This is a genomic window from Burkholderia sp. RF2-non_BP3 (assembly GCF_001522185.1).
GTDB lineage: Bacteria > Pseudomonadota > Gammaproteobacteria > Burkholderiales > Burkholderiaceae > Burkholderia > Burkholderia diffusa.
The window spans coordinates 75,878-96,812 of sequence record NZ_LOSU01000011.1 but is presented as its reverse complement, the minus strand read 5'-3'; the positions used below and the strand labels follow the sequence as shown (position 1 = coordinate 96,812).

The 20,935-nt window shown below is 65.9% G+C and carries 21 protein-coding genes and 1 pseudogene; 11 read left to right on the top strand and 11 right to left on the bottom strand.

Going from position 1 to position 20,935, the window contains the following annotated elements; translation table 11 throughout:
- Positions 1–312: 312 nt before the first annotated feature.
- The 3 genes from WS45_RS04940 to gcl are packed head-to-tail and all read right to left on the bottom strand — an operon-like array spanning position 313 to position 3,890.
- Positions 313–1,206 carry a 2-hydroxy-3-oxopropionate reductase gene (locus WS45_RS04940; protein ID WP_059529785.1) on the bottom strand — a complete coding sequence of 298 codons (894 nt, stop codon included), beginning with the start codon at positions 1,204–1,206 and terminating at the stop codon, positions 313–315.
- 54 nt (positions 1,207–1,260) lie between these two features.
- Entirely contained in the window at positions 1,261–2,070 is an 810-nt protein-coding gene (hyi, locus tag WS45_RS04935; protein ID WP_011657073.1) for a hydroxypyruvate isomerase, read from the bottom strand.
- 44 nt (positions 2,071–2,114) lie between these two features.
- Entirely contained in the window at positions 2,115–3,890 is a 1,776-nt protein-coding gene (gene gcl / locus WS45_RS04930; protein ID WP_059698531.1) for a glyoxylate carboligase, read from the bottom strand.
- A gap of 172 nt (positions 3,891–4,062) precedes the next feature.
- On the opposite strand from gcl, the gene WS45_RS04925 reads away from it, so the two are divergent.
- From WS45_RS04925 to WS45_RS04880, 10 genes are all read left to right on the top strand, one after another.
- Entirely contained in the window at positions 4,063–4,974 is a 912-nt protein-coding gene (locus tag WS45_RS04925) for a LysR family transcriptional regulator (RefSeq protein ID WP_059529794.1), read from the top strand.
- 162 nt (positions 4,975–5,136) lie between these two features.
- Complete coding sequence (locus WS45_RS04920) at positions 5,137–5,784, top strand: RNA polymerase sigma factor (protein WP_059698529.1); 648 nt, start codon at positions 5,137–5,139, stop codon at positions 5,782–5,784.
- A complete protein-coding gene (locus WS45_RS04915; RefSeq protein WP_059698528.1) occupies positions 5,774–6,673 on the top strand; it encodes a zf-HC2 domain-containing protein in 900 nt (299 codons plus the stop codon). Before WS45_RS04920 ends, WS45_RS04915 begins: the two co-directional genes overlap by 11 nt.
- Positions 6,674–6,916: 243 nt before the next feature.
- Entirely contained in the window at positions 6,917–7,291 is a 375-nt protein-coding gene (gene rpsF / locus WS45_RS04910) for a 30S ribosomal protein S6 (protein WP_006755436.1), read from the top strand.
- 40 nt (positions 7,292–7,331) lie between these two features.
- Entirely contained in the window at positions 7,332–7,631 is a 300-nt protein-coding gene (gene priB / locus WS45_RS04905) for a primosomal replication protein N (protein WP_006486250.1), read from the top strand.
- Between the two features lie 4 nt (positions 7,632–7,635).
- Entirely contained in the window at positions 7,636–7,911 is a 276-nt protein-coding gene (rpsR, locus tag WS45_RS04900; RefSeq protein ID WP_004193360.1) for a 30S ribosomal protein S18, read from the top strand.
- A gap of 27 nt (positions 7,912–7,938) precedes the next feature.
- Positions 7,939–8,391 (top strand): 50S ribosomal protein L9, encoded by a 453-nt coding sequence (gene rplI, locus WS45_RS04895; RefSeq protein WP_047900882.1) that lies wholly within the window; start codon positions 7,939–7,941, stop codon positions 8,389–8,391.
- A gap of 135 nt (positions 8,392–8,526) precedes the next feature.
- On the top strand, positions 8,527–9,909 hold the full coding sequence (locus tag WS45_RS04890; RefSeq protein ID WP_044847233.1) for a replicative DNA helicase: 1,383 nt from the start codon (positions 8,527–8,529) through the stop codon (positions 9,907–9,909).
- 146 nt (positions 9,910–10,055) lie between these two features.
- Positions 10,056–10,682, top strand: a complete 627-nt coding sequence (locus WS45_RS04885) for a DUF47 domain-containing protein (RefSeq protein WP_044847234.1) — start codon at positions 10,056–10,058, stop codon at positions 10,680–10,682.
- A 10-nt stretch (positions 10,683–10,692) separates the two neighbouring features.
- The gene (locus WS45_RS04880) at positions 10,693–11,703 is read left to right on the top strand and encodes an inorganic phosphate transporter (RefSeq protein WP_059449911.1); all 1,011 of its coding nucleotides are present in this window, start codon (positions 10,693–10,695) and stop codon (positions 11,701–11,703) included.
- A gap of 125 nt (positions 11,704–11,828) precedes the next feature.
- Here WS45_RS04880 and WS45_RS04875 read toward each other — a convergent pair whose 3' ends face one another.
- Positions 11,829–12,887, bottom strand: a complete 1,059-nt coding sequence (locus tag WS45_RS04875) for a C40 family peptidase (RefSeq protein ID WP_059698526.1) — start codon at positions 12,885–12,887, stop codon at positions 11,829–11,831.
- A 236-nt stretch (positions 12,888–13,123) separates the two neighbouring features.
- On the bottom strand, positions 13,124–14,932 hold the full coding sequence (locus WS45_RS04870) for a PhoH family protein (protein ID WP_059529806.1): 1,809 nt from the start codon (positions 14,930–14,932) through the stop codon (positions 13,124–13,126).
- On the opposite strand from WS45_RS04870, the pseudogene WS45_RS36510 reads away from it, so the two are divergent.
- A pseudogene (locus WS45_RS36510) lies at positions 14,828–15,072 on the top strand (hypothetical protein); the annotation flags it as partial. The gene WS45_RS04870 and the pseudogene WS45_RS36510 overlap by 105 nt on opposite strands.
- A 192-nt stretch (positions 15,073–15,264) precedes the next feature.
- Here the strand turns inward: WS45_RS36510 and WS45_RS04865 are convergent.
- From WS45_RS04865 to WS45_RS04840, 6 genes are all read right to left on the bottom strand, one after another.
- Positions 15,265–15,726 carry a peroxiredoxin gene (locus tag WS45_RS04865; protein ID WP_006756046.1) on the bottom strand — a complete coding sequence of 154 codons (462 nt, stop codon included), beginning with the start codon at positions 15,724–15,726 and terminating at the stop codon, positions 15,265–15,267.
- A gap of 108 nt (positions 15,727–15,834) precedes the next feature.
- Complete coding sequence (locus WS45_RS04860) at positions 15,835–16,731, bottom strand: polysaccharide deacetylase family protein (RefSeq protein ID WP_059529808.1); 897 nt, start codon at positions 16,729–16,731, stop codon at positions 15,835–15,837.
- Between the two features lie 12 nt (positions 16,732–16,743).
- Positions 16,744–17,799: a bifunctional UDP-4-keto-pentose/UDP-xylose synthase gene (locus tag WS45_RS04855; RefSeq protein WP_059529811.1), complete on the bottom strand. Its 1,056-nt coding sequence runs from the start codon at positions 17,797–17,799 to the stop codon at positions 16,744–16,746.
- The gene (locus WS45_RS04850; protein ID WP_059698524.1) at positions 17,796–18,743 is read right to left on the bottom strand and encodes a formyltransferase; all 948 of its coding nucleotides are present in this window, start codon (positions 18,741–18,743) and stop codon (positions 17,796–17,798) included. Before WS45_RS04850 ends, WS45_RS04855 begins: the two co-directional genes overlap by 4 nt.
- Complete coding sequence (locus WS45_RS04845; protein WP_059529818.1) at positions 18,740–19,762, bottom strand: glycosyltransferase; 1,023 nt, start codon at positions 19,760–19,762, stop codon at positions 18,740–18,742. Before WS45_RS04845 ends, WS45_RS04850 begins: the two co-directional genes overlap by 4 nt.
- A 6-nt stretch (positions 19,763–19,768) precedes the next feature.
- Positions 19,769–20,920: a DegT/DnrJ/EryC1/StrS family aminotransferase gene (locus WS45_RS04840; RefSeq protein WP_059698522.1), complete on the bottom strand. Its 1,152-nt coding sequence runs from the start codon at positions 20,918–20,920 to the stop codon at positions 19,769–19,771.
- Between the last annotated feature and the right edge of the window lie 15 nt (positions 20,921–20,935).

Genomic DNA, 20,935 nt, shown 5'->3' with positions numbered 1-20,935 from the left:
TTGCATGAAAAATCGCACGCCCGAACGTAAAGAAATGTAATACGCGAAATCCGACAGGCGGACACCCGACGACGACGTCTGACCGACCAAGGCTTCCCCGGCGTCGCCGGGTGCCGCTGCGGACCCCACCACGCCGCTCTCAGCCCAGAGCGGCGTTTTTCGCCCCGCCGTGCACGCATTTCAGCAATGCGCGGCGGGGCGCCCCACCGTGATGCACGCGCAGGCGCGCATCGATGCGACCGGCCGCAGCCGGCTCGCGTGTGTGCGTCGCGCGTTCGCCGTTGCAGCGATACGCGCGTCGTTGCGTCGGCGTTACGCGGCCGGCGTCTGGCCGATCTCGAAGTTCGACATGATCTCGAGCGCACGCACGAGTGCCGAGTGATCCCACGCCTTGCCGCCGTGCGATGCGCACACGCTGAACAGCTGCTGCGCGCTCGCCGTGTGCGGCAGTGCGAGGCCGAGCTTGCGTGCGCCGTCGAGCGCGAGATTCAGGTCCTTCTGATGCAACTCGATGCGGAAGCCCGGATCGAACGTGCGCTTCGTCATGCGCGCGCCGTGCACTTCGAGGATGCGCGAGGCGGCGAAGCCGCCCATCAGCGCCTGGCGCACGCGCTCCGGATCGGCGCCCGAGCGGGCGGCGAACAGCAGCGCTTCGCCGACCGCTTCGATGTTCAGCGCGACGATGATCTGGTTCGCGACCTTGCAGGTCTGGCCCGCGCCGTTGTCGCCGACGAGCGTGATGTTCTTGCCCATCTTCTCGAACAGCGGCTTCGCGCGCTCGAAGGCTTTCTCCGGGCCGCCGACCATGATCGTCAGCGTCGCTTCGCGGGCGCCGACTTCGCCGCCGGACACCGGCGCGTCGAGGTAGTCGCAGCCGAGCGCGTTGATCTGCTTCGCGAATTCCTGCGTGTCGAGCGGCGAGATCGAGCTCATGTCGATCACGAGCTTGCCGGCCGTCAGACCCTTCGCGACGCCGTCGTCGGCGAACAGCACGTTACGCACGTCAGGCGTGTCCGGCACCATCGAGATGATGATGTCGGCGTTCCGCGCGACTTCGGTCGAGTTCGCGACGACCTTCGCGCTGGCGCGCAGGTCGTCGGGAATCGGGAACGCACCGTTCACGACGAGCTGATGATCGCCCTTGAGCAGGTTGCGCGCCATGTGCGCGCCCATGATGCCGAGGCCGATGAAACCGATGGTTGCCATGTGTGAAAGTCTCCTATTGGGGCGTATGTGGGAAAGCCGCGGGAAAGGCGGATATCAGGCGGCGCGACGCGCCGAGCCCGGTGCGCAGCCGGCGACGCTTTGCAGCCAGCCGAGCCCTTCCGTCGTGGTGGTGCGGGGCTTGTATTCGCAGCCGACGTAGCCGGCGTAGCCGAGCCGGTCGAGCAGCGCGAACAGGAACGCGTAATTGATCTCGCCCGTACCCGGCTCATTGCGGCCCGGGTTGTCCGCGAGCTGGACGTGGCCGATCGATGCGAGGTTGCGTTCGATCGTCGCGGCCAGTTCGCCTTCCATGCGCTGCATGTGATAGATGTCGTACTGCAGGAACAGGTTGTCCGAGCCGACCGCGCGGATCACGTCGAGCCCTTCGGACGAGCGGTTCAGCGCGAAACCGGGGATGTCGAAGCTGTTGCACGGCTCGACCAGCAGACGGATGCCTTCGCGCTTCAGCGCGTCGGCGGCGAAGCGCAGGTTGTCGACGATCGTGACGAACGTCTTGTCGCGCGCCGTGCTCGCCGACGGAATGCCGACGAGGCAGTTCAGCTGCGGCACCTTCAGCGCCTTCGCGTACTCGATCGCACGGCCGACCCCTTCCTGGAACTCGCCGACGCGATCGGGCAGGCACGCGATGCCGCGCTCGCCCTGGTCCCAGTTGCCGGCGGGCAGGTTGTGCAGCACGAGGCGCAGGCGGTGCGTCTCGAGCCGCTCGGCGAGTTCCTCTTTCGCGTACGGATACGGGAACAGGAACTCGACGGCGTCGAAGCCCGCGTCGGCGGCCGCCTTGAAGCGGTCGAGGAACGGCACTTCGTTGAACAGCATGGTCAGGTTTGCAGCAAACTTCGGCATGAGCTAAGCCTCTTCGGTCGGTCAGTCAAAAAATGTCGTGCGGATCAGTCGAGCATCGAGATCGCGGTCGGCGCGTGTTCGGCCTTCTCGGCGAGTTCCTCGAACTCGTTGATCGCATCGATTTCGGTGCCCATCGAGATGTTCGTCACGCGCTCGAGGATCACTTCGACGACGACCGGCACGCTGAACTCTTCCGCGAGCGCCTGCGCCCGCTTCAGCGCCGGCTCGATTTCTTCCGGCTTGAACACGCGCAGCGCCTTGCAGCCGAGGCCTTCGGCGACCGCCACGTGGTCGACGCCATAGCCGTTCAGCTCCGGTGCGTTGACGTTGTCGAACGCGAGCTGCACGCAGTAGTCCATGTCGAACGCACGCTGCGCCTGGCGAATCAGGCCGAGGTACGAGTTGTTCACGACGACGTGCACGTACGGCAGCTTGAATTGCGCGCCGGCGGCCAGCTCCTCGATCATGAACTGGAAGTCGTAGTCGCCCGACAGCGCGACGATCGGACGGCGCGGGTCGGCCGCACGCACGCCGAGCGCGGCGGGGATCGTCCAGCCGAGCGGGCCGGCCTGGCCGCAGTTGATCCAGTTGCGCGCCTTGAACACGTGCAGGAACTGCGCGGCGGCGATCTGCGACAGGCCGATCGTGCTCACGTAGCACGTGTCGCGGCCGAACACCTTGTTCATTTCTTCGTACACGCGCTGCGGCTTGACCGGCACGTTGTCGAAGTGGGTCTTGCGCTGCAGCGTGCGCTTGCGTTCCTGGCACTCGGACACCCACGCGCCGCGATCCTTCAGCTTGCCGGCGGCCTTCCATTCCTGCGCGACGGCGACGAACAGCTCCAGCGCGGCCTTCGCGTCCGACACGATGCCGAGATCCGGGCCGAACACGCGGCCGATCTGGGTCGGCTCGATGTCGACGTGCACGAACTTGCGGCCCTTCGTGTAGACCTCGACGCTGCCCGTGTGGCGGTTCGCCCAGCGGTTGCCGATGCCGAGCACGAAGTCGGACGCGAGCATCGTCGCGTTGCCGTAGCGGTGCGACGTCTGCAGGCCGACCATGCCGGCCATCAGCGGGTGGTCGTCCGGAATCGCGCCCCACGACATCAGCGTCGGGATCACGGGCACGCCGATCGTTTCGGCGAACTGGACGAGCAGGTCTTCGGCCGCCGCGTTGAGCACGCCGCCGCCCGACACGATCAGCGGCTTGTCCGCGTCGTTGAGCATCGCGAGCGCCTTCTCGATCTGCGCGCGGGTCGCCGCGGGCTTGTAGACCGGCAGCGGTTCGTACGTGTCGATGTCGAATTCGATCTCGGCGAGCTGCACGTCGATCGGCAGGTCGACCAGCACCGGGCCCGGGCGGCCCGAGCGCATCAGATGGAACGCCTGCTGGAACACGCGCGGCACCAGCGCCGGTTCGCGCACGGTGACGGCCCATTTGGTGACGGGCTTCGCGATCGACTCGATGTCGACGGCCTGGAAGTCTTCCTTGTACAGGCGCGCACGCGGCGCCTGGCCCGTGATCGCAAGGATCGGAATCGAGTCGGCCGACGCGGAGTAGAGACCGGTGATCATGTCGGTGCCGGCGGGGCCCGACGTGCCGATGCACACGCCGATGTTGCCCGGCGCGGCGCGCGTGAAGCCTTCGGCCATGTGCGACGCACCCTCGACGTGGCGGGCCAGCACGTGGCTGATGCCGCCCGACTTGCGCATCGCGGAATAGAACGGGTTGATTGCCGCGCCCGGCACGCCGAATGCGGTCTGGATACCTTCCTTCTCGAGCACGAGTACGGCTGCGTCGACGGCTCTCATCTTGGCCATGAATGTCTCCTTGAATGTGCGGATCTTGCGAATCGGTCTGTTGGGAACACTTTAGGGACGCAGGAAAGGTTTGATAAGATCAGCCGAAGTCGCTTATTTCGAAACTAAAAGTATGGAATGACGGCCGGACGGGGCTTTCCCGCCGGTGTCGGAGCCGGGACGGAGACGGGAGATGGATCGTTTCAAGCAGATCGAGACGTTCGTGCGGGTCGCGGACGCGGGCAGCCTCGCGGCGGCCGCGCTCGAGGAGGGCGTGTCGCCGGTGGTGCTCGGGCGGCGCATCGACGCGCTGGAGAAGCGCCTCGGCGTGAAGCTGATGTACCGCTCGACGCGGCGGCTGGTGGTGAGCGAGGAGGGCGCCGCGTTCCTCGAGCGCTGCCGCGGGCTGCTGTCCGAATGGGACCAGGCCGAGAACGAGCTGGCCGCCGGCCGCCGCGCGGTCAGCGGGCACCTGATCGTGTCCGCGCCGGCCGCGTTCGGCCGCAAGCACGTGGCGCCGCACGCGCCCGGTTTCCTCGTCGACAAGCCGGAAATGCAGCTGTCGTTCAACCTGACCGATCGCGTCGTCGATCTCGTGCGCGAAGGCTACGACCTGTCGATCCGGATCGGCGGCTCGGTCGACCCGAACTTCGTCGCGGTCAAGCTCGCGTCGAACCGGCGTGTCGTGTGCGGCACGCCCGACTATTTCCGTCGCCACGGCCGGCCGAAGTCGCTCGACGACCTGCTCAGGCACAACTGTCTCGCGTTCAACCTGCAGGGGGGGCAGAACCGCGGCTGGTATTTCCAGCGCCACGGCAAGATCGTGACGATGCGGGTGGCCGGCAATCTCGACTGCAACGACGGCGAACTGCTGCACCGCTGGGTGGCGGAAAGCCTCGGGCTCGGCTGGCGCTCGACCTGGGAAATCGCCGCGCAGCTCGAGACGGGCGAACTCGAGACGGTGCTCGACGAATATGCGCTGCCGGACTACGACATCCTCGCGGTCTATCCGCAGCAGCGCTACGTGCCCGCGCGCGTGCGCTACTTCATCGACTACCTGCGCGAAGCGTATGCGCGCCCCGGCTACTGGAGCACCACGCCGTAACGGGCGCGGCAGGTTCCGGCATTTTTTTGCGCATCGTCGGCTGCATGCGGGAATAAACTCGACGCAGCGGCGGTAAGGTCATCGAGTGCGCACGCTGCCGGTCTGTCCGGGCGCCGGGCGCGGAACGGGCGCGGCTTCGGCCGCCGGGACGAGGGAGGCCATGTGGGGCAAGCCGGACAGGCGGTCGACGAACGGACGGACGACGACGCGGTCGCGCGCGGCGAGCGGTTTCGCGCGCTCGTGCTGCCGCATCTCGACGCCGCGTACAACCTCGCGCGCTGGCTGAGCGGCAATGCGGGCGACGCGGACGACGTCGTCCAGGACGCGTGCATGCGCGCGTTGCGCTTCGTCGACTCGTGCCGCGGCGACAACGCGCGGCCGTGGCTGCTGACGATCGTGCGCCACACCTGGTACACCGAATGGCGCCGCCGCACCCACGCGCACGAGGTTGCATTGCCCGACACGCTCGACGACACGGAGGTGCCCGACGACTGGCAGCCGGCGACCGAGGATCCGCTCGCGCAATTGCTGCGCGGCGAGAACGTGAGGCTCGTGAATGCGGCGCTCGCGAAGCTGGCGCCCGAATATCGCGAGGTGCTGGTGCTGCGCGAGATGGAGGATTTGAGTTACCGCGAGATCGCGGCGATCGCCGACGTGCCCGTCGGCACCGTGATGTCGCGGCTTGCGCGCGGCCGGCGCAGGCTCGCCGCGCTGCTGGGCGACGCGGTGGCGCCGGCGTCGACGTCCAAACCCGCGCCGGGACGAGCGTCGGCAAGCGGAACCGCATCGGAGGCGATCGATGGACTGTAACGAAGCGCGAGCGTTGCTGGACGCGGACGTCGACCGCGAGCTGTCGGCGCCCGATGCATTGCGCATCCAGCGGCATGTCGAAGGGTGCGACGCGTGCCGCCGCGAACGCGAACGAATCGTCGCGCTGGGGCGGATCGTGCGGCAGGCCGACTATCACCGCGCGCCGAATGCGCTGCGGGCGAGCATCCTCGCGGGGCTGCCGGCGGCGGGCGGCGCGGGGGAGCGCAGCCAGGCCCACGCGGAACCGGGGCCCGACGTGGCGGCGCGGCCGCGGCCTCGACCGAACGGTCGCCGCTGGTTTTCATGGCCGACCGGGCGCGGCGAGCCGGCTCGCCCGGCGTCTGCCGGGCCGGGGCCGCGTGTCCCGGCGCTGCCGGGGCTCGGCTGGGGCATGGCGCTGGTGATCGCGCTGGCCGCGGCCGCCGGGATGGTGGTGTCCACGCGCCACGCCGAAACCGGCCAGACGGTCGACGAACTGGTCGCGAGTCACGTTCGGGCCGGCCTGTCGGCGCGCGACATCGACGTGATCTCGACCGATCGGCATACGGTCAAGCCGTGGTTCAACGGCCGACTCGACTATGCGCCGCCGGTCGAGGACCTGTCCGCGAGCGGTTTTCCGCTGGCCGGCGGGCGGCTCGACTACGTCGGGCGGCGCCGCGTCGCAGTGCTCGTCTACCGGTACCGGCAACACGTGATCGACGTGTACGTGTGGCCGGCCGGCGTCGGGCGACAGGCTGCGCCGTATGCGGCCGTGTCGCAGGGTTACGCGCTCGACCGCTGGGATGCGGCCGGGATGACGTGGTGGGCCGTGACCGACGCCGAACCGTCGGCGCTGGACGCGTTCAGGACGGCGCTCGACGCGCGGCTGGGCGGGGCGCGCAGCGAGTGACGGCAGGCCGCGTCGTCGGGCACGTCATCCCGTGCGCGATGCTCGGTCCCCGATTCATGAACAGGCGCGCCGACGGCCTTTTCGGCTGTCGGCGCCGTTCAAGTCTTTGAAAACATGGCCGAATCCGGTCGGAAATCGTCGATCGGTGTTGCATGTGCCCCGTATCCGGGTTAGAATCTTCGGCTTCTCACTTGCCACACCGGTTCAGACGCCCGGGTGGCTTTAATCCACAAGGAGTGTGTAATGCGTCATTACGAAATCGTATTCATCGTGCACCCCGATCAGAGCGAGCAAGTGCCCGCGATGATCGAGCGTTACAAGACCACGATCACGACGCACGGCGGCCAGATCCACCGTGTCGAAGACTGGGGCCGTCGCCAGCTGGCCTACATGATCGAGAAACTCGCGAAGGCTCACTACGTCTGCATGAACATCGAGTGCGACCAGACGACGCTCGACGAACTCGAACACGCGTTCAAGTTCAACGACGCCGTGCTGCGTCACCTCATCGTCAAGATGAAGAAGGCCGAGACCGGCCCGTCGCCGATGATGAAGGAAGTTCAGCGCGAAGAAGCCAAGAAGGCGGCTGCAGCTCAGCCGACCGAAGCGCAGGCTTAAGTTCGTCACTCATTAAGCCATCAAGGAGCGCGCCACTCACGTGAACAGGTTGCAATTGACGGCGAGCGTCGTCGAACGCGCACCGGTGCGATATACGCCGGCAGGTGTTCCGATCGCAAGCGCCACGTTGCATCACCGCACGGAAGTCGTCGAAGCAGGCATTCCCCGTCAGGTCGAAATGACGATCGAGGCGGTGGCGGCCGGTGAGGCGAGCGGCAAGCTGGAAAGTCGTGAGATGGGCGTCGAAACGCTGTTCACGGGCTTTCTGGCAAAGAAGAGCCGCAACGCGAGAACCTTGGTGTTTCACATCACTGCATTGCAGGACATAGGAAAGGACTGAAATCATGGCCCGCCCGACTGGTAAGAAATTCGACAAGCGTCGTCAGCAACAAAACCCGCTCTTCAAGCGCAAGAAGTTCTGCCGTTTCACGGCTGCCGGCGTCGAGCAGATCGACTACAAGGACACGGAAACGCTGAAGGACTTCATCGGCGAAAACGGCAAGATCACGCCGGCTCGTCTGACGGGTACGAAGGCGCACTATCAGCGTCAGCTGGACACGGCAATCAAGCGTGCGCGTTTCCTCGCGCTGCTGCCGTACACCGATCAGCACAAGGCGTAATCAGGCGACGCAATAAGGAGAATTCGAATGCAAATCATTCTGTTGGAAAAAGTCGCCAATCTGGGCAACCTCGGCGATATCGTCAAGGTCAAGGACGGTTACGCTCGCAACTTCCTGATCCCGAACCGCAAGGCTCGCCGTGCAACGAAGGAAGCGATCGCCGAATTCGAAGTTCGCCGCGCTGAACTCGAAAAGATCGCCGCTGAAAAGCTGGCGGCATCGCAGGCAGTCGGCGAGAAGCTGAACGGCCAGTCGTTCGAAATCACGCAGAAGTCGGGCGTTGACGGCCGTCTGTTCGGCTCGGTCACGAACGGCGACGTCGCGGAACTGCTGAAGAAGGCAGGTTTCGAAGTCGAGAAGCTGCAAGTTCGCATGCCGGAAGGCCCGCTGAAGATGATCGGCGAGCACAACGTTCAGGTCGCGCTGCACACGGACGTCGTCGTCGACGTCACGGTCAACGTGATCGGCGACCACGCGTAAGCGTATGCAAGCTTTCCGGGCGGCTTCCGCCGTCCGGACAAGGGCAGGCGCCCGGGCAACCGGGGCCTGCCTTTTTTATTGCCCGATCGCCGGAGCGGTAGCGCTGCCGCGATCAATTCGCGATAATCCCAACCCATGAACGCGCCGCAAGATCCTCAAATCGAATCGCTGAAAGTCCCGCCGCATTCGGTCGAAGCCGAGCAGTCGGTGCTCGGCGGCCTGTTGCTCGACAACGCGGCATGGGACCGGATTGCCGACTTCCTGTCGCAGGGCGACTTCTATCGCTACGACCATCGGATCATCTACGAGCACATCGGCCGGCTGATCGCGTCGACGCGCCCGGCCGACGTCGTGACCGTGTACGAAGCGCTGACCACGTCCGGCAAGGCCGACGACGTCGGCGGCCTCGCGTACCTGAACGCACTCGCGCAGAACACGCCGAGCGCCGCGAACATCCGCCGCTACGCGGAAATCGTGCGCGACCGCGCGGTGCTGCGTCGGCTCGTGTCGGTCGCCGACGAAATCTCGGCCGACGCGTTCAATCCGCAGGGCAAGGAAGTTCGCCAGCTGCTCGACGAGGCCGAGTCGAAGGTGTTCTCGATCGCCGAAGAGGGCGCGCGCGGCAACCAGGGCTTCCTCGAGATCGGCCCGCTGCTCACGCAGGTCGTCGAGCGCATCGACACGCTGTATCACACCGCGAACCCGAGCGACGTTACGGGCACGCCGACGGGCTTCGTCGACCTCGACCGGATGACGTCCGGGATGCACGGCGGCGAACTGATCATCGTTGCAGGGCGGCCGTCGATGGGTAAGACCGCATTTTCGATGAACATCGGCGAATACGTCGCGGTCGAGTACGGGTTGCCGGTCGCGGTGTTCTCGATGGAAATGCCGGGCACCCAGCTCGTGATGCGTATGCTCGGTTCGATCGGCCGGCTCGACCAGCACCGGATGCGTACCGGCCGGCTGACGGACGAAGACTGGCCGAAGCTGACGCACGCGGTGCAGAAGATGAGCGAGGCGCAGCTCTTCATCGACGAGACGGGCGGCCTGAACCCGATGGAATTGCGCTCGCGCGCGCGGCGCCTGGCTCGGCAGTGCGGCAAGCTCGGCCTGATCATCGTCGACTACCTGCAGCTGATGTCGGGCTCGTCGCAGGGCGAGAACCGCGCGACCGAAATCTCGGAAATCTCGCGATCGCTGAAGAGTCTGGCCAAGGAGCTGGACGTGCCGGTGATCGCGCTGTCGCAGCTGAACCGCGGGCTGGAACAGCGTCCGAACAAGCGTCCGGTGATGTCCGATTTGCGTGAATCGGGCGCAATCGAACAGGACGCGGACGTGATCCTGTTCATCTATCGTGACGAGGTCTACAATCCGGACAGCCCGGACAAGGGTACGGCCGAAATCATCATCGGCAAGCAGCGTAACGGCCCGATCGGACCCGTTCGGCTCACGTTCCTGGGCCAATACACGAAGTTCGACAACTTTGCGGGGGCGCAGAACTTCTACGGCGAGTAACACTTCTTCGCCAGATGTAAACCGTTATTTCACCAAGCGTTGTATCCAATCCCGGCGCGCGCATATGCGCGCGTCGCGTCGCAACCGAAAACGGTACAATATCGCCCGTTTTCGTGACAGTCGTTTGACAATCTCTCAGGAATCCCATGTTCGGTCGATTCATGCCCACCGAGGGCAAGTTCTTTGAACTCTTCAACGCGCACGCGAAGCACATCGTTTCCGGTGGCCGCGAGCTCGAACTGCTGATCGACAATCTCGCCGACGCCGAGATTCACAAGCAAAACGTGCAAACTGCCGAGAAGGCCGCTGACAAGCTGACGCATGAAGCGATCGATCTGCTGCACAAGACCTTCATCACACCGCTCGATCGCGACGAGATCCACAAGCTGATCACGACAATGGACGACATCCTCGACCTGATGGAGGACGTCGCGACGGCCGTATCGCTGTACGACGTGCAATCCGTCACGTCCGAGGCGAGCCAGCTCGCGCACATCGTCACGCAATCGGCGCAGCACGTGCAGCAGGCCGTCGGATTGCTGTCCGACATGAAGCAGTCGGCGCAGATCCTCAAGCAGTGCGAGGAGATCGATCGCTGGGAGTCGGAGGCCGATCGCGTGCTGCGCGCGGCAATGTCGAAGCTGTTCCGCGAGGAAGACGACGTGAAGACGCTCATCAAGCTGAAGGCGATCTACGAACTGCTCGAGGAGATCACCGACAAGTGCGAGGACGTCGCGAACATCATCGAAGGCATCGTGCTGGAAAACGCCTGAGCGGATCACGATGCATTCGATACAACTCGCCCTATGGATGGTCGCGACGCTCGTGCTCGTCGCGCTCGTATTCGACTTCATGAACGGCTTTCACGACGCGGCGAACTCGATCGCCACCGTCGTGTCGACCGGGGTGCTGAAACCCCAGCAGGCCGTGGTGTTCGCGGCCGCGTTCAACGTCATCGCGTATTTCATCTTCCACCTGAAGGTCGCGCAGACGGTCGGTAAAGGCACGATCGATCCCGAGATCGTCGACCACTATGTCGTGTTCGGCGCGCTGGTCGGTGCGATCGGCTGGAACGTGATCACGTGGTATTACGGGATTCCGTCGAGCTCGTCGCATGCGCTGATCGGCGGCCTCGTCGGCTCCGCGCTCGCGAAGTCCGGCTGGAGCTCGCTGAACATCGACGGCCTGATGAAGACCGTCGCGTTCATCTTCATCTCGCCGCTGCTCGGCTTCATCCTCGGTTCGCTGTTCATGCTCGGCGTGTCGTGGCTGTATTTCCGTACCGCTCCCAGCAAGGTCGACCGGCGCTTCCGCCGGCTCCAGCTGCTGTCGGCCGGTCTGTACAGCCTGGGCCACGGCGGCAACGACGCGCAGAAGACGATCGGCATCATCTGGATGCTGCTGATCGCGTCGGGCTATGCGTCGGCGACGTCCGACGCGCCGCCCGCGTGGGTGATCGGCGCGTGCTACCTGTCGATGGGTCTCGGCACGCTGTTCGGCGGCTGGCGCATCGTTCGCACGATGGGTCAGAAGATCACGAAGCTCAAGCCGGTCGGCGGTTTCTGTGCCGAAAGCGGCGGGGCGATCACGCTGTTCATCGCGTCGTTCCTCGGCATTCCGGTGTCGACCACGCACACGATCACCGGTGCGATCGTCGGCGTCGGCGCGACCCAGAAGCTGTCGGCCGTGCGCTGGGGCGTTGCCGGTAATATCGTGTGGGCCTGGGTGCTGACGATTCCGGCGTCCGCGCTGATCGCTGCGGGCGGATGGTGGGTCGGGCATCAGATCTTCTGATTCCGACGCTCCCTGACGACGCGACATGCGCCGCACACCGAAAGGTTGCGGCGCATTTTTCTTTGGAGATCGGGAAAGGCGCGGATGGGCCGGGAATGGCGGGGTTGCCGCCGGGATGGGGCCGGTCAGTAACTGCCGTTCGCGAAGCGGGCGATCGGATCGTCCGCGGTGCCGGTGCGCGGGCCGAGCGGTGCGGATTGCGTCGACGCACGCAGCACCTGCACGGGCTCGATGCCGCGCGGCGACGTCGCGGCGGCGGCGGGCGGGGGCTCCGCGTCGAACGCGGCAGCCTGGGCGGCCGTCAGTGCCATCGTCGGAATCTGCGTGCCGGTCTCCGTCGGGGCCGTGGTCGCCGCTATCGCGGTCATGTCGCCATTCGCGGATGCCGCCTGCTGCTGGGCTGCCGGCACGCGTGGCGACGGAGGTTCGTACGGATCGGCGGCCGTGGCGGCTGCCGGGGCGACAGCTGCGGTCGATACGACCGGTGCCGCCTGGATGACCGGAGCCGGCGACGGTGTCGCGCCGGCTTGTGACGAAGCGTAGGTCGGCTGCCGCGCCGCGGCGGCTGAGACGACCGGGGCCGGTGCGGCCGTCGGCGCATCGCGCCGTGCCTCGTAGGTCGGCGCATCGAACGGCGCCGGCGTGCCGCGCGGCGGCGCGACGCGGCGAATGCCGTCGAAGCGCTTGGCCCAGTACGGGTTCGTCAGGTAGTCGAGCCGCACGGTGCCGCCGGTCGACGGCGCGTTGACGAAGCGCAGCTTGCCGACGTAGATACCGACGTGCGAGTGCGGGCGGCCGGTCGTATTGAAGAAGATCAGGTCGCCCGGCGCGACCTGGTCGGGGTCGATCGACACGCCGCGGCTGCTCATGTCGGCGGTCGTGCGCGGCAGGTTCACGTCGGCCGCTCGGCCGATCACGTAGCGCACGAGCCCGCTGCAGTCGAAGCCGCTCGTCGGCGTGTTGCCGCCCCAGCGATACGGCACGCCGACGAGGCTCATCGCCTGGATCGAGATCTCTTCCTGACCGACGCTGTGATCGACGAATTTCGGGAAATTGGCGGGCGCCGGGAACGCGCGCGGCGTCGTGATCTTCATGCCGGAGGTGCGCGAACCCGACTGCGGCGGCACGCTGGAGCAGGCTGCGAGCAGTGAAACGACGGCGACGGGAACCCAGATTCGAAGCATGACAAGGCGGACGAGCGCACGACGCTCGCGAATCGTATGACAACAGACAGACCCGATGGTAGACGTTCCGGCGGGGCTTAGGCAACCATTCCTGAGAATTTACTTGAAGTTTCGCGCGTAAGTGAGGCTGTTGCGTAACGAAGCGTGACCAACGTTTCCGACCCCAAAAATAAAAACGGCGCTCCGGAAACGGAGCGCCGCATGGCGTCGACGGCCGGCGGTCGGCCGGTCGCGCGTTACAGGATGTCCGACGCGTAGTCGGCGAGCCGCGAGCGTTCGCCGCGCGCGAGCGTGACGTGGCCGCTGTGGCCCCAACCCTTGAAGCGGTCGACGACGTAGGTCAGGCCCGAACTGCCTTCGGTCAGGTAAGGCGTGTCGATCTGCGCGATGTTGCCGAGGCAAACGATCTTCGTGCCGGGGCCCGCGCGCGTGACGAGCGTCTTCATCTGTTTCGGCGTGAGGTTCTGCGCTTCGTCGATGATGAGGTACTTGTCGACGAACGTGCGGCCGCGCATGAAGTTCATGCTCTTCACTTTCAGGCGCGAACGGATCAGCTCCTGCGTCGCCGCGCGACCCCATTCGCCGGCTGCGTCGTCGGTTTTCTGCAGCACTTCGAGGTTGTCGTCGAATGCGCCCATCCACGGCTGCATCTTCTCTTCCTCGGTACCGGGCAGGAAACCGATGTCCTCGCCGACGGGCACGGTCGCGCGCGTCACGATGATCTCGTTGTAGCGTTTGTCGTCGAGCACCTGCGCGAGGCCGGCCGCGAGCGCGACGAGCGTCTTGCCGGTGCCGGCCTGGCCGAGCAGCGTGACGAAGTCGATCTCGGGGTTCATCAGCAGGTTCAGCGCGAAGTTCTGCTCGCGGTTGCGCGCGGTGATGCCCCACACGTTGTTCTTGTGGTGGCTGTAGTCACGCAGCGTCTGCAGCAGCGCCGTCTTCCCGTTCAGCTCGCGGACGATCGCATGGAACGTCGGTTCGCCGTTCTGCGGCTCGAGATAGACGAACTCGTTGACGAGCATCGACGCGACGAGCGGGCCCGTCACGCGGTAGTACGTGGTGCCCGTCTTCGTGTCCTGCCAGCTCTCCATGCCCTTCGCGTGCCGGGTCCAGAAGTCCTGCGGCAGTTCGCGCACGCCGGTATAGAGGAGGTCCTTGTCCTCGAGTACCTGATCGTTGAAGTAGTCTTCCGCGGGCAGGCCGAGCGCGTGCGCCTTGATCCGCATGTTGATGTCTTTCGACACCAGCACGACCTGACGGTCCGGCCGGTCGCGCTGCAGCGCGCGTACGACGCCCAGGATCTGGTTGTCGGCCTTGCCTTCCGGCAGGCCTTCGACGGGCGGAATGTTGGTGAGCGTCGTCTGGAAGTGCAGGCGGCCGAGCGCCTCGCGGCTGCCGAGGCGCGACAGCGGAATGCCGTTCGTGATCGGGCCCGCGTCGGCGACCAGCGCGTCGAGCGTGCGGCTCACCTGGCGCGCGTTGCGCGCGACTTCCGACATCCCCTTCTTGTGGTTGTCGAGTTCTTCGAGCGTCATCATCGGCAGATAGACGTCGTGTTCCTCGAAGCGGAAGAGGCTGCTCGGGTCGTGCATCAGCACGTTGGTGTCGAGCACGAACAGTTTCTGCAGTTCGGCCTCGGCCGGCTTGCGGCTGCGCGACTTCGTCGCGGCGCCGGCATCGCGTGCGGGCGCCGCGGCCGGTTTCCCGGCGGCGGGCTTGTCGTGGCGTGCCTCGACCGGCGCGATGGGCGCAGCTTCGACCGGCGCCTGCATCGGCTGCAGCAGCGCCGCGGTCTGTTTGGTCTTGCGGCCGCGTGCCGGTGTGCTCGCGGCTTCTTGCGCCGACGACGCGACGGCGCGCAGCGGCGCGGCCGTGTTCGCGGCTTCGGTCATCGGTTGGGCCACGCTGGCCGGGCCATAGTCACCGGCTGTGGATGCGTCCCCTTCGGCGGATTTCTTCGCGGCTTTCGCGGGCCGCGCTTTCGCCTTGTATTCGTCGGGCGGCAGCAGGCTGCCGAGCTTGCTGGGGGGGGTAGGCAAAGGCATGGTGTCCCTCGGGAGGAATCGTGTCGCATGAAGTGCGCCGCTGATCGCATCCTGCGTGACGTACACGCATGCAGTTTGCGCGCGGTGGCGCACAGGAATATCGTCTAGCCGGTTCGCCTAAGTGTCGATCAGCTCCTTGACGGGGTGAGGGCCGGACCGAGGGCCGGCGCGCAGTCCATAAAAAAAGCCGCTGCCCCGTCGACAGGGACATGCGGCTCGGCTGATACCGTCGTAATGCGCGTCAGGTGCCGGAAAGCATCGCAACGGGCACCGGTGCAGCTACGAGAAATATGGGGCGAACTGGCATTCATTGCGGCCCAATATAACGCGGCTCAAAGCGCTTGTACAGCACTTAGCACGTCGTCCACGTGACCGGGCACCTTGATGCCGCGCCATGCCTGGCGAAGCACGCCGTCGGCGTCGATCAGGAACGTCGAGCGCTCGATTCCGCGCACTTCCTTGCCATACATTTTCTTCATCTTGATGACATCGAACAGCGCGCACAGCGCTTCGTCGGCATCGGAGATCAGCGGGAACGGCAGTTCGAGCTTTGCCTTGAAGTTGTCATGCGAGCGCAGGCTGTCGCGCGACACGCCGATGACTTCGGCGCCGGCCTTCTTGAACTTCGGATAGAGATCGCGGAACTGCAGGCCTTCGGTCGTGCAGCCCGGCGTGTTGTCCTTCGGATAGAAATACAGGACGAGCTTCTTGCCCTTCAGGTCGGACAGCGAAATGTCGCCGCCCGTAGCCGGTGCGGTGAAATCGGGAACTTGACGGTCAACTTCGACGGACACGTGTTTCTCCTGTTGTTATGGAAAGGCGCCGCTCGGGCGGCGCGGTACGGCGGGACGTTGCGGCGGCACGCCGCAAGGGCGGGGCCGGCGGCGCCGGCGCGCGCGAACTCAGTCGGGCTGGACGATCAGTTCGCCGGAGCGGCCGGGAATCTCGCCCCACGTGACAGGGTACGATGGCAGCGAGTCGCGGTCCAGCGTCGCGTGGTAATCGCCCATCGTCGCAAACGTATGGCCCTGCGCGCGCCACCCGGCGAGCAGCTGCTCGAACACCGGCGCGAGCTTCTGGCCTTCCAGTTCCGCATGCAGCGTGAACACCTGGTCGTGCGGATTGGTCTCCGTGAACTTCAGGATATGCGCGGCGACGTTGTGCGTGTCGATGCCGTCGATGCCGAGCACTTCGTCGAGCGTCGGCAGCGTGGTCGGCATCTGCACGTGCGACAGCGTGCGGCCGCCGACCACGGGCAGGTACGGCGAATGGCCGCGACCGTCGGATGCGTAGCGCATCCCCCATGCGTCGATCTGCTCGAACGCCGCGTCGTTCATCTGCCAGCCGGCCGCGCCGTGCGTGACGGGCGGCGCGCCGAAGACGTCGACGAAGCGCGCGTGGCTCTTCTGCATTTCACGCGCGGTCCAGTCGCGATCGCGCACGCGCACGTTGTCCTGCCAGTACACGTGATCCCACGTGTGGATCCCGCATTCGAAGCCGGCCTCGTGGATCGCGCGCATGTCCGCGATCGCGCGGCGGCCGATGTCGGGGCCCGGCAGCAGCACGCCGTACATCAGCTGCTTCACGCCGTAATGCTCGACCACCGACGTGCGCGACACCTTCTTCAGGAAGCCGGGGCGGAACACGCGCCGCAGCGCCCAGCCCGTGTGATCGGGCCCGAGGCTGAAGAGGAAGGTCGCGCGCGCACTGAAGCGGTCGAAGATGCGCGCGAGGTTCGGCACGCCTTCGCGCGTGCCGCGCAGCGTGTCGACGTCGATCTTGAGGACGATACGAGCCAAGCGAGCGTCCCGTCAGTTCTGCTGCTCGACCAGCGCGCGCGCGTCGGCGACATGGCCGCGATACGCTTCGAAGATCTTGCGCAGCGCGTCGTCGAACGTCGATTGCGGCGCCCATGCGAGCTCCTGCATCGTGTTGTCGATCTTCGGCACGCGGTTCTGCACGTCCTGGTAGCCGTTGCCGTAGTAGGCGCCCGACGTCGTTTCGACGAGCTGAACCTGCTTCGCGGAGCCGGCGTATTCCGGGTATTCGGCGGCCAGTTCGAGCATCTTGTGCGCGAGCTCGCGAACCGAGAAGTTGTTCTTCGGATTCCCGATGTTGTAGATCTTGCCCGACGCGACGCCGTTCTTGTTCTCGATGATCTTCATCAGCGCGCTGATGCCGTCGTCGATATCGGTGAACGCGCGCTTCTGCGAGCCGCCGTCCACGAGGCTGATGTTCTCGCCGCGCACGATGTGGCCGAGGAACTGCGTGACGACGCGCGAGCTGCCTTCCTTCGGCGTGTAGATCGAGTCGAGGCCCGGGCCGATCCAGTTGAACGGACGGAACAGCGTGAAGTTCAGGCCCTCCATCCCGTAGCCCCAGATCACGCGGTCCATCAGCTGCTTCGAGCACGCGTAGATCCAGCGCGGCTTGTTGATCGGGCCGTAGGTGAGTGCCGATGCATCCGGGTCGAACTGCTCGTCCGAGCACATGCCGTAGACCTCGGAGGTCGACGGGAACACGAGGTGCTTGCCGTACTTGACGGCCGACCGCACGATCGGCAGGTTCGCCTCGAAGTCGAGCTCGAACACGCGCAGCGGCTGCTGGACGTAGGTCGCGGGCGTCGCGATCGCCACGAGCGGCAGGATCACGTCGCACTTCTTCACGTGATACTCGACCCACTCCTTGTTGATCGTGATGTCGCCTTCGAAGAAGTGCATCCGCTCGTGGTTGACGAGGTCGCCCAGCCGATCGGTCTGCATGTCCATGCCGAACACTTCCCAATCGGTGGTTTCAAGAATGCGCTTCGACAGGTGATGGCCGATGAAGCCGTTCACACCCAGGATCAGGACTTTTTTTGCTTTCATGAATGACGGGAAGAATGAATGAACTGCGCGAATTCCGCGGGCGTCACGACGGTTTCGCTGCCGTCGCGCTGCTGCCACAGCTCGAGAATGGATAGGGCGCGGCTGTCGCCGCAGACGCCGAATAGCGCATTATCGCTTACGTGCAGGCCGGGCGGCAAATCCGCCGCGGCCGCGGCGAGCGCGCTGCCGGGCGCCGCGAGGCGCGCGCGGGCGATCACGAACCGCGTGCCGCCGACGTCGGTGAACGCGCCCGGATACGGGGGCGCGACCGCGCGAACCAGGTTGTAGACCTGCGCGGCCGGCTTCGACCAGTCGACGCGGCCGTCCTCCGGCTTGCGTCCGCCGTAGTAGCTGCCGTTCGAGAGATCGTTCGGCAGATGCGGCGCATCGCCCGCGAGCAGCGCGGGCAGCACGCGCCAGAGCGTCTGCTCGGCGGCCACCGTCACCTTGTCGAACACCTGCGTGGCCGTGTCGTCCGGCAGGATCGGCACTGCGGTCTGGCCGATGATCGCGCCGGCGTCGGGCTTCGCGGCCATCTCGTGCAGCGTCGCGCCGGTTTCCGTTTCGCCGTTCAGCACGGCCCAGTTGGTCGGTACCCGACCCCGGTATTTCGGCAGCAGCGAACCGTGCATGTTGTACGCGCCGCGCGGCGCGATCGCGAGCAGGTCCACCGGCAGCATGTGGCGGTAGTAGAACGAGAAGATGAAGTCCGGCTGCGCGTCGGCCACCGCGCGGCGCAGTGCCGGATCGGCGGGGTCGGCCGGCGTGACGACCGGGATCCCGTGCTCGGCGGCGACGGATGCGACGCTGCCGAACCAGATGTTCTCGTTCGGATTGTCCTCGTGCGTGACGACGAGCGCGACGTCGACACCGCGTGCCAGCAACACCTGCAGGCACCGCACGCCAACGTTGTGATACGCGAAGACGACGGCGCGCGGCTTCATTGCGACACCCCCGTGCGATTCGTGCCGGCCGGCACCGCCGGCATGCCGTCATGCTGTTCGAGCACGGCCTGGATCAGGTAGCGCGGCCGTGCACGCACCTGCTGGTAGATGCGGCCGACGTATTCGCCGAGCAGGCCGAGCGCGAAGATGATTACGCCGAGCAGGAAGAACGTGATCGCGAACAGCGTGAACACGCCTTGCACTTCCGCGCCGACGATGAAACGGCGCACGAGCAGCAGCACGAACAGCGCGGCGGAGCCGAGCGACAGGATCACGCCGATGAACGACAGCCACTGCAGCGGCACGACCGAGAAGCCCGTCACGAGGTCGAAGTTCAGCCGGATCAGGCTGTACAGCGAGTATTTCGACTCGCCCGCGAAGCGTTCTTCGTGCGCGACCTCGATTTCGGTCGGGTTCTGCGCGAACGTATAGGCCAGCGCGGGGATGAACGTGTTGACTTCGCCGCACACGTTGATCGTGTCGATGATGCGGCGGCTGTACGCGCGCAGCATGCAGCCCTGGTCGGTCATCTTGATCCGCGTGATGCGCTCGCGCAGCCGGTTCATCATCTGCGATGCCTTGCGCCGCCACAGGCTGTCCTGACGCTGCTTGCGGATCGAGCCGACGTAGTCGTAGCCCTCGCGCATCTTCGCGATCAGCTTGCCGATTTCCTCGGGCGGGTTCTGCAGGTCGGCGTCGAGCGTGATGACGATGTCGCCGCGCGACTGCGCGAAGCCGGCGAGGATCGCCATGTGCTGGCCGTAGTTGCCGTTGAGCAGCACGACGCGCGTCGTGTCGGGGCGCACGTGGAACTGGTCCGCCAGCATCGCGGCCGAGCGGTCGCGGCTGCCGTCGTTGATCAGGATCACTTCGTACGACGTGCCGAGTGCGTCGAGTGCCGGGTACAGGCGCGCGAACAGCGCGGCCAGGCCCTCTTCCTCGTTGTACACGGGGATGATGACCGATACCTCCGGGTTCGCGGCGCCCGGATGCCCGGCGCGTGCTTCAAGGTGATTCATGTACGCTTATTTTCCGTATTGTTCGCAAATCTGGTTGACGGCGTCGGCCACGCGACGCACGTCGTCTTCCGTCATCTGGGTGAAGAGCGGCAGCGTGACGGTCGATGCGCCGTATCGTTCGGCGTGGGGGAACATGCCCTCCTTGAAGCCGCGTGCACGATACAGCGTGAAAAGATGGATGGCCGGGTAGTGGACGCCCGTGCCGATCCCGCGTTCCTTCATCTGCGCCATGAAATCGGCGCGCGAGATCGACAGACGGTCGAGCGGCAGCGTGACCTGGAACATGTGCCAGTTGCTGTTCTCGAAATCGGCGACGGGCAGGCCGAGCCCGAGCTTCACGGCCGGGCCGCCGTCGAGCGCGGCGAAGTACGCGCGCACGAGAGCGCGGCGCTGCGCGGTGAAGCGCTCGAGATGCGGCAGCTGGCCGAGGCCGACGCGCGCGGCGACGTCGGTCAGGTTGTACTTGCCGCCGAGCACGTCGCAGTCCATCCCGTCGAAGCCGGTGCGCGTGATGCCCTGCAGGCGGTACTTCTGCGCGAGCGTCGCCTCGTCCTCGTTGTTCAGCACGAGCGCGCCGCCTTCGATCGTCGTCAGGTTCTTGTTCGCGTGGAAGCTGAACGACACGATGTCGCCGATCGCGCCGATGCGCTTGCCTTTCCAGGTCGAGCCGAGCGCCTGCGCGGCGTCCTCGATCACGCGCAGGTTGTGTGCGCGCGCGATTGCGTACAGGCGGTCCATGTCGACCGGCAGGCCGGCCAGGTAGACCGGGATGATCGCCTTCGTGCGCGGCGTGATCGCCTGCTCGAGCTTGTCGAGGTCGATGTTGCGCGTGACGGGATCGATGTCGGCGAATACGGGCGTCGCGCCCGTCTCGAGGATCACGTTGCTGGTCGACACCCACGACGCCGGCGTCGTGATCACCTCGTCGCCGGGGCCGACGCCCGCGATGCGCAGGCCGATCTCGAGCGTGCAGGTGCCCGAATTGAACACGCGGACCGGACGGCCGCCGCAGTACTCGGACAGCGCTGCCTCGAATTTCTGGCTTTGCGGGCCGGTGGTGATCCAGCCCGAGCGCAGCACTTCGACGACACCCTGGATGGTTTCCTCGTCGATCTCGGGGCGGGTGAACGGCAGGAACGGAGCGGTAGTCTGGCTCATGAACGCTTGTGGCCT

What these genes read in the sequence shown, in the direction of transcription:
- WS45_RS04940 (WP_059529785.1), bottom strand. Translation starts at nt 1,206, where the DNA reads ATGGCAACCATCGGTTTCATCGGCCTCGGCATCATGGGCGCGCACATG.
- hyi (WP_011657073.1), bottom strand. Translation starts at nt 2,070, where the DNA reads ATGCCGAAGTTTGCTGCAAACCTGACCATGCTGTTCAACGAAGTGCCG.
- gcl (WP_059698531.1), bottom strand. Translation starts at nt 3,890, where the DNA reads ATGGCCAAGATGAGAGCCGTCGACGCAGCCGTACTCGTGCTCGAGAAG.
- WS45_RS04925 (WP_059529794.1), top strand. Translation starts at nt 4,063, where the DNA reads ATGGATCGTTTCAAGCAGATCGAGACGTTCGTGCGGGTCGCGGACGCG.
- WS45_RS04915 (WP_059698528.1), top strand. Translation starts at nt 5,774, where the DNA reads ATGGACTGTAACGAAGCGCGAGCGTTGCTGGACGCGGACGTCGACCGC.
- rpsF (WP_006755436.1), top strand. Translation starts at nt 6,917, where the DNA reads ATGCGTCATTACGAAATCGTATTCATCGTGCACCCCGATCAGAGCGAG.
- rpsR (WP_004193360.1), top strand. Translation starts at nt 7,636, where the DNA reads ATGGCCCGCCCGACTGGTAAGAAATTCGACAAGCGTCGTCAGCAACAA.
- rplI (WP_047900882.1), top strand. Translation starts at nt 7,939, where the DNA reads ATGCAAATCATTCTGTTGGAAAAAGTCGCCAATCTGGGCAACCTCGGC.
- WS45_RS04890 (WP_044847233.1), top strand. Translation starts at nt 8,527, where the DNA reads ATGAACGCGCCGCAAGATCCTCAAATCGAATCGCTGAAAGTCCCGCCG.
- WS45_RS04885 (WP_044847234.1), top strand. Translation starts at nt 10,056, where the DNA reads ATGTTCGGTCGATTCATGCCCACCGAGGGCAAGTTCTTTGAACTCTTC.
- WS45_RS04880 (WP_059449911.1), top strand. Translation starts at nt 10,693, where the DNA reads ATGCATTCGATACAACTCGCCCTATGGATGGTCGCGACGCTCGTGCTC.
- WS45_RS04875 (WP_059698526.1), bottom strand. Translation starts at nt 12,887, where the DNA reads ATGCTTCGAATCTGGGTTCCCGTCGCCGTCGTTTCACTGCTCGCAGCC.
- WS45_RS04870 (WP_059529806.1), bottom strand. Translation starts at nt 14,932, where the DNA reads ATGCCTTTGCCTACCCCCCCCAGCAAGCTCGGCAGCCTGCTGCCGCCC.
- WS45_RS04855 (WP_059529811.1), bottom strand. Translation starts at nt 17,799, where the DNA reads ATGAAAGCAAAAAAAGTCCTGATCCTGGGTGTGAACGGCTTCATCGGC.
- WS45_RS04850 (WP_059698524.1), bottom strand. Translation starts at nt 18,743, where the DNA reads ATGAAGCCGCGCGCCGTCGTCTTCGCGTATCACAACGTTGGCGTGCGG.
- WS45_RS04845 (WP_059529818.1), bottom strand. Translation starts at nt 19,762, where the DNA reads ATGAATCACCTTGAAGCACGCGCCGGGCATCCGGGCGCCGCGAACCCG.
- WS45_RS04840 (WP_059698522.1), bottom strand. Translation starts at nt 20,920, where the DNA reads ATGAGCCAGACTACCGCTCCGTTCCTGCCGTTCACCCGCCCCGAGATC.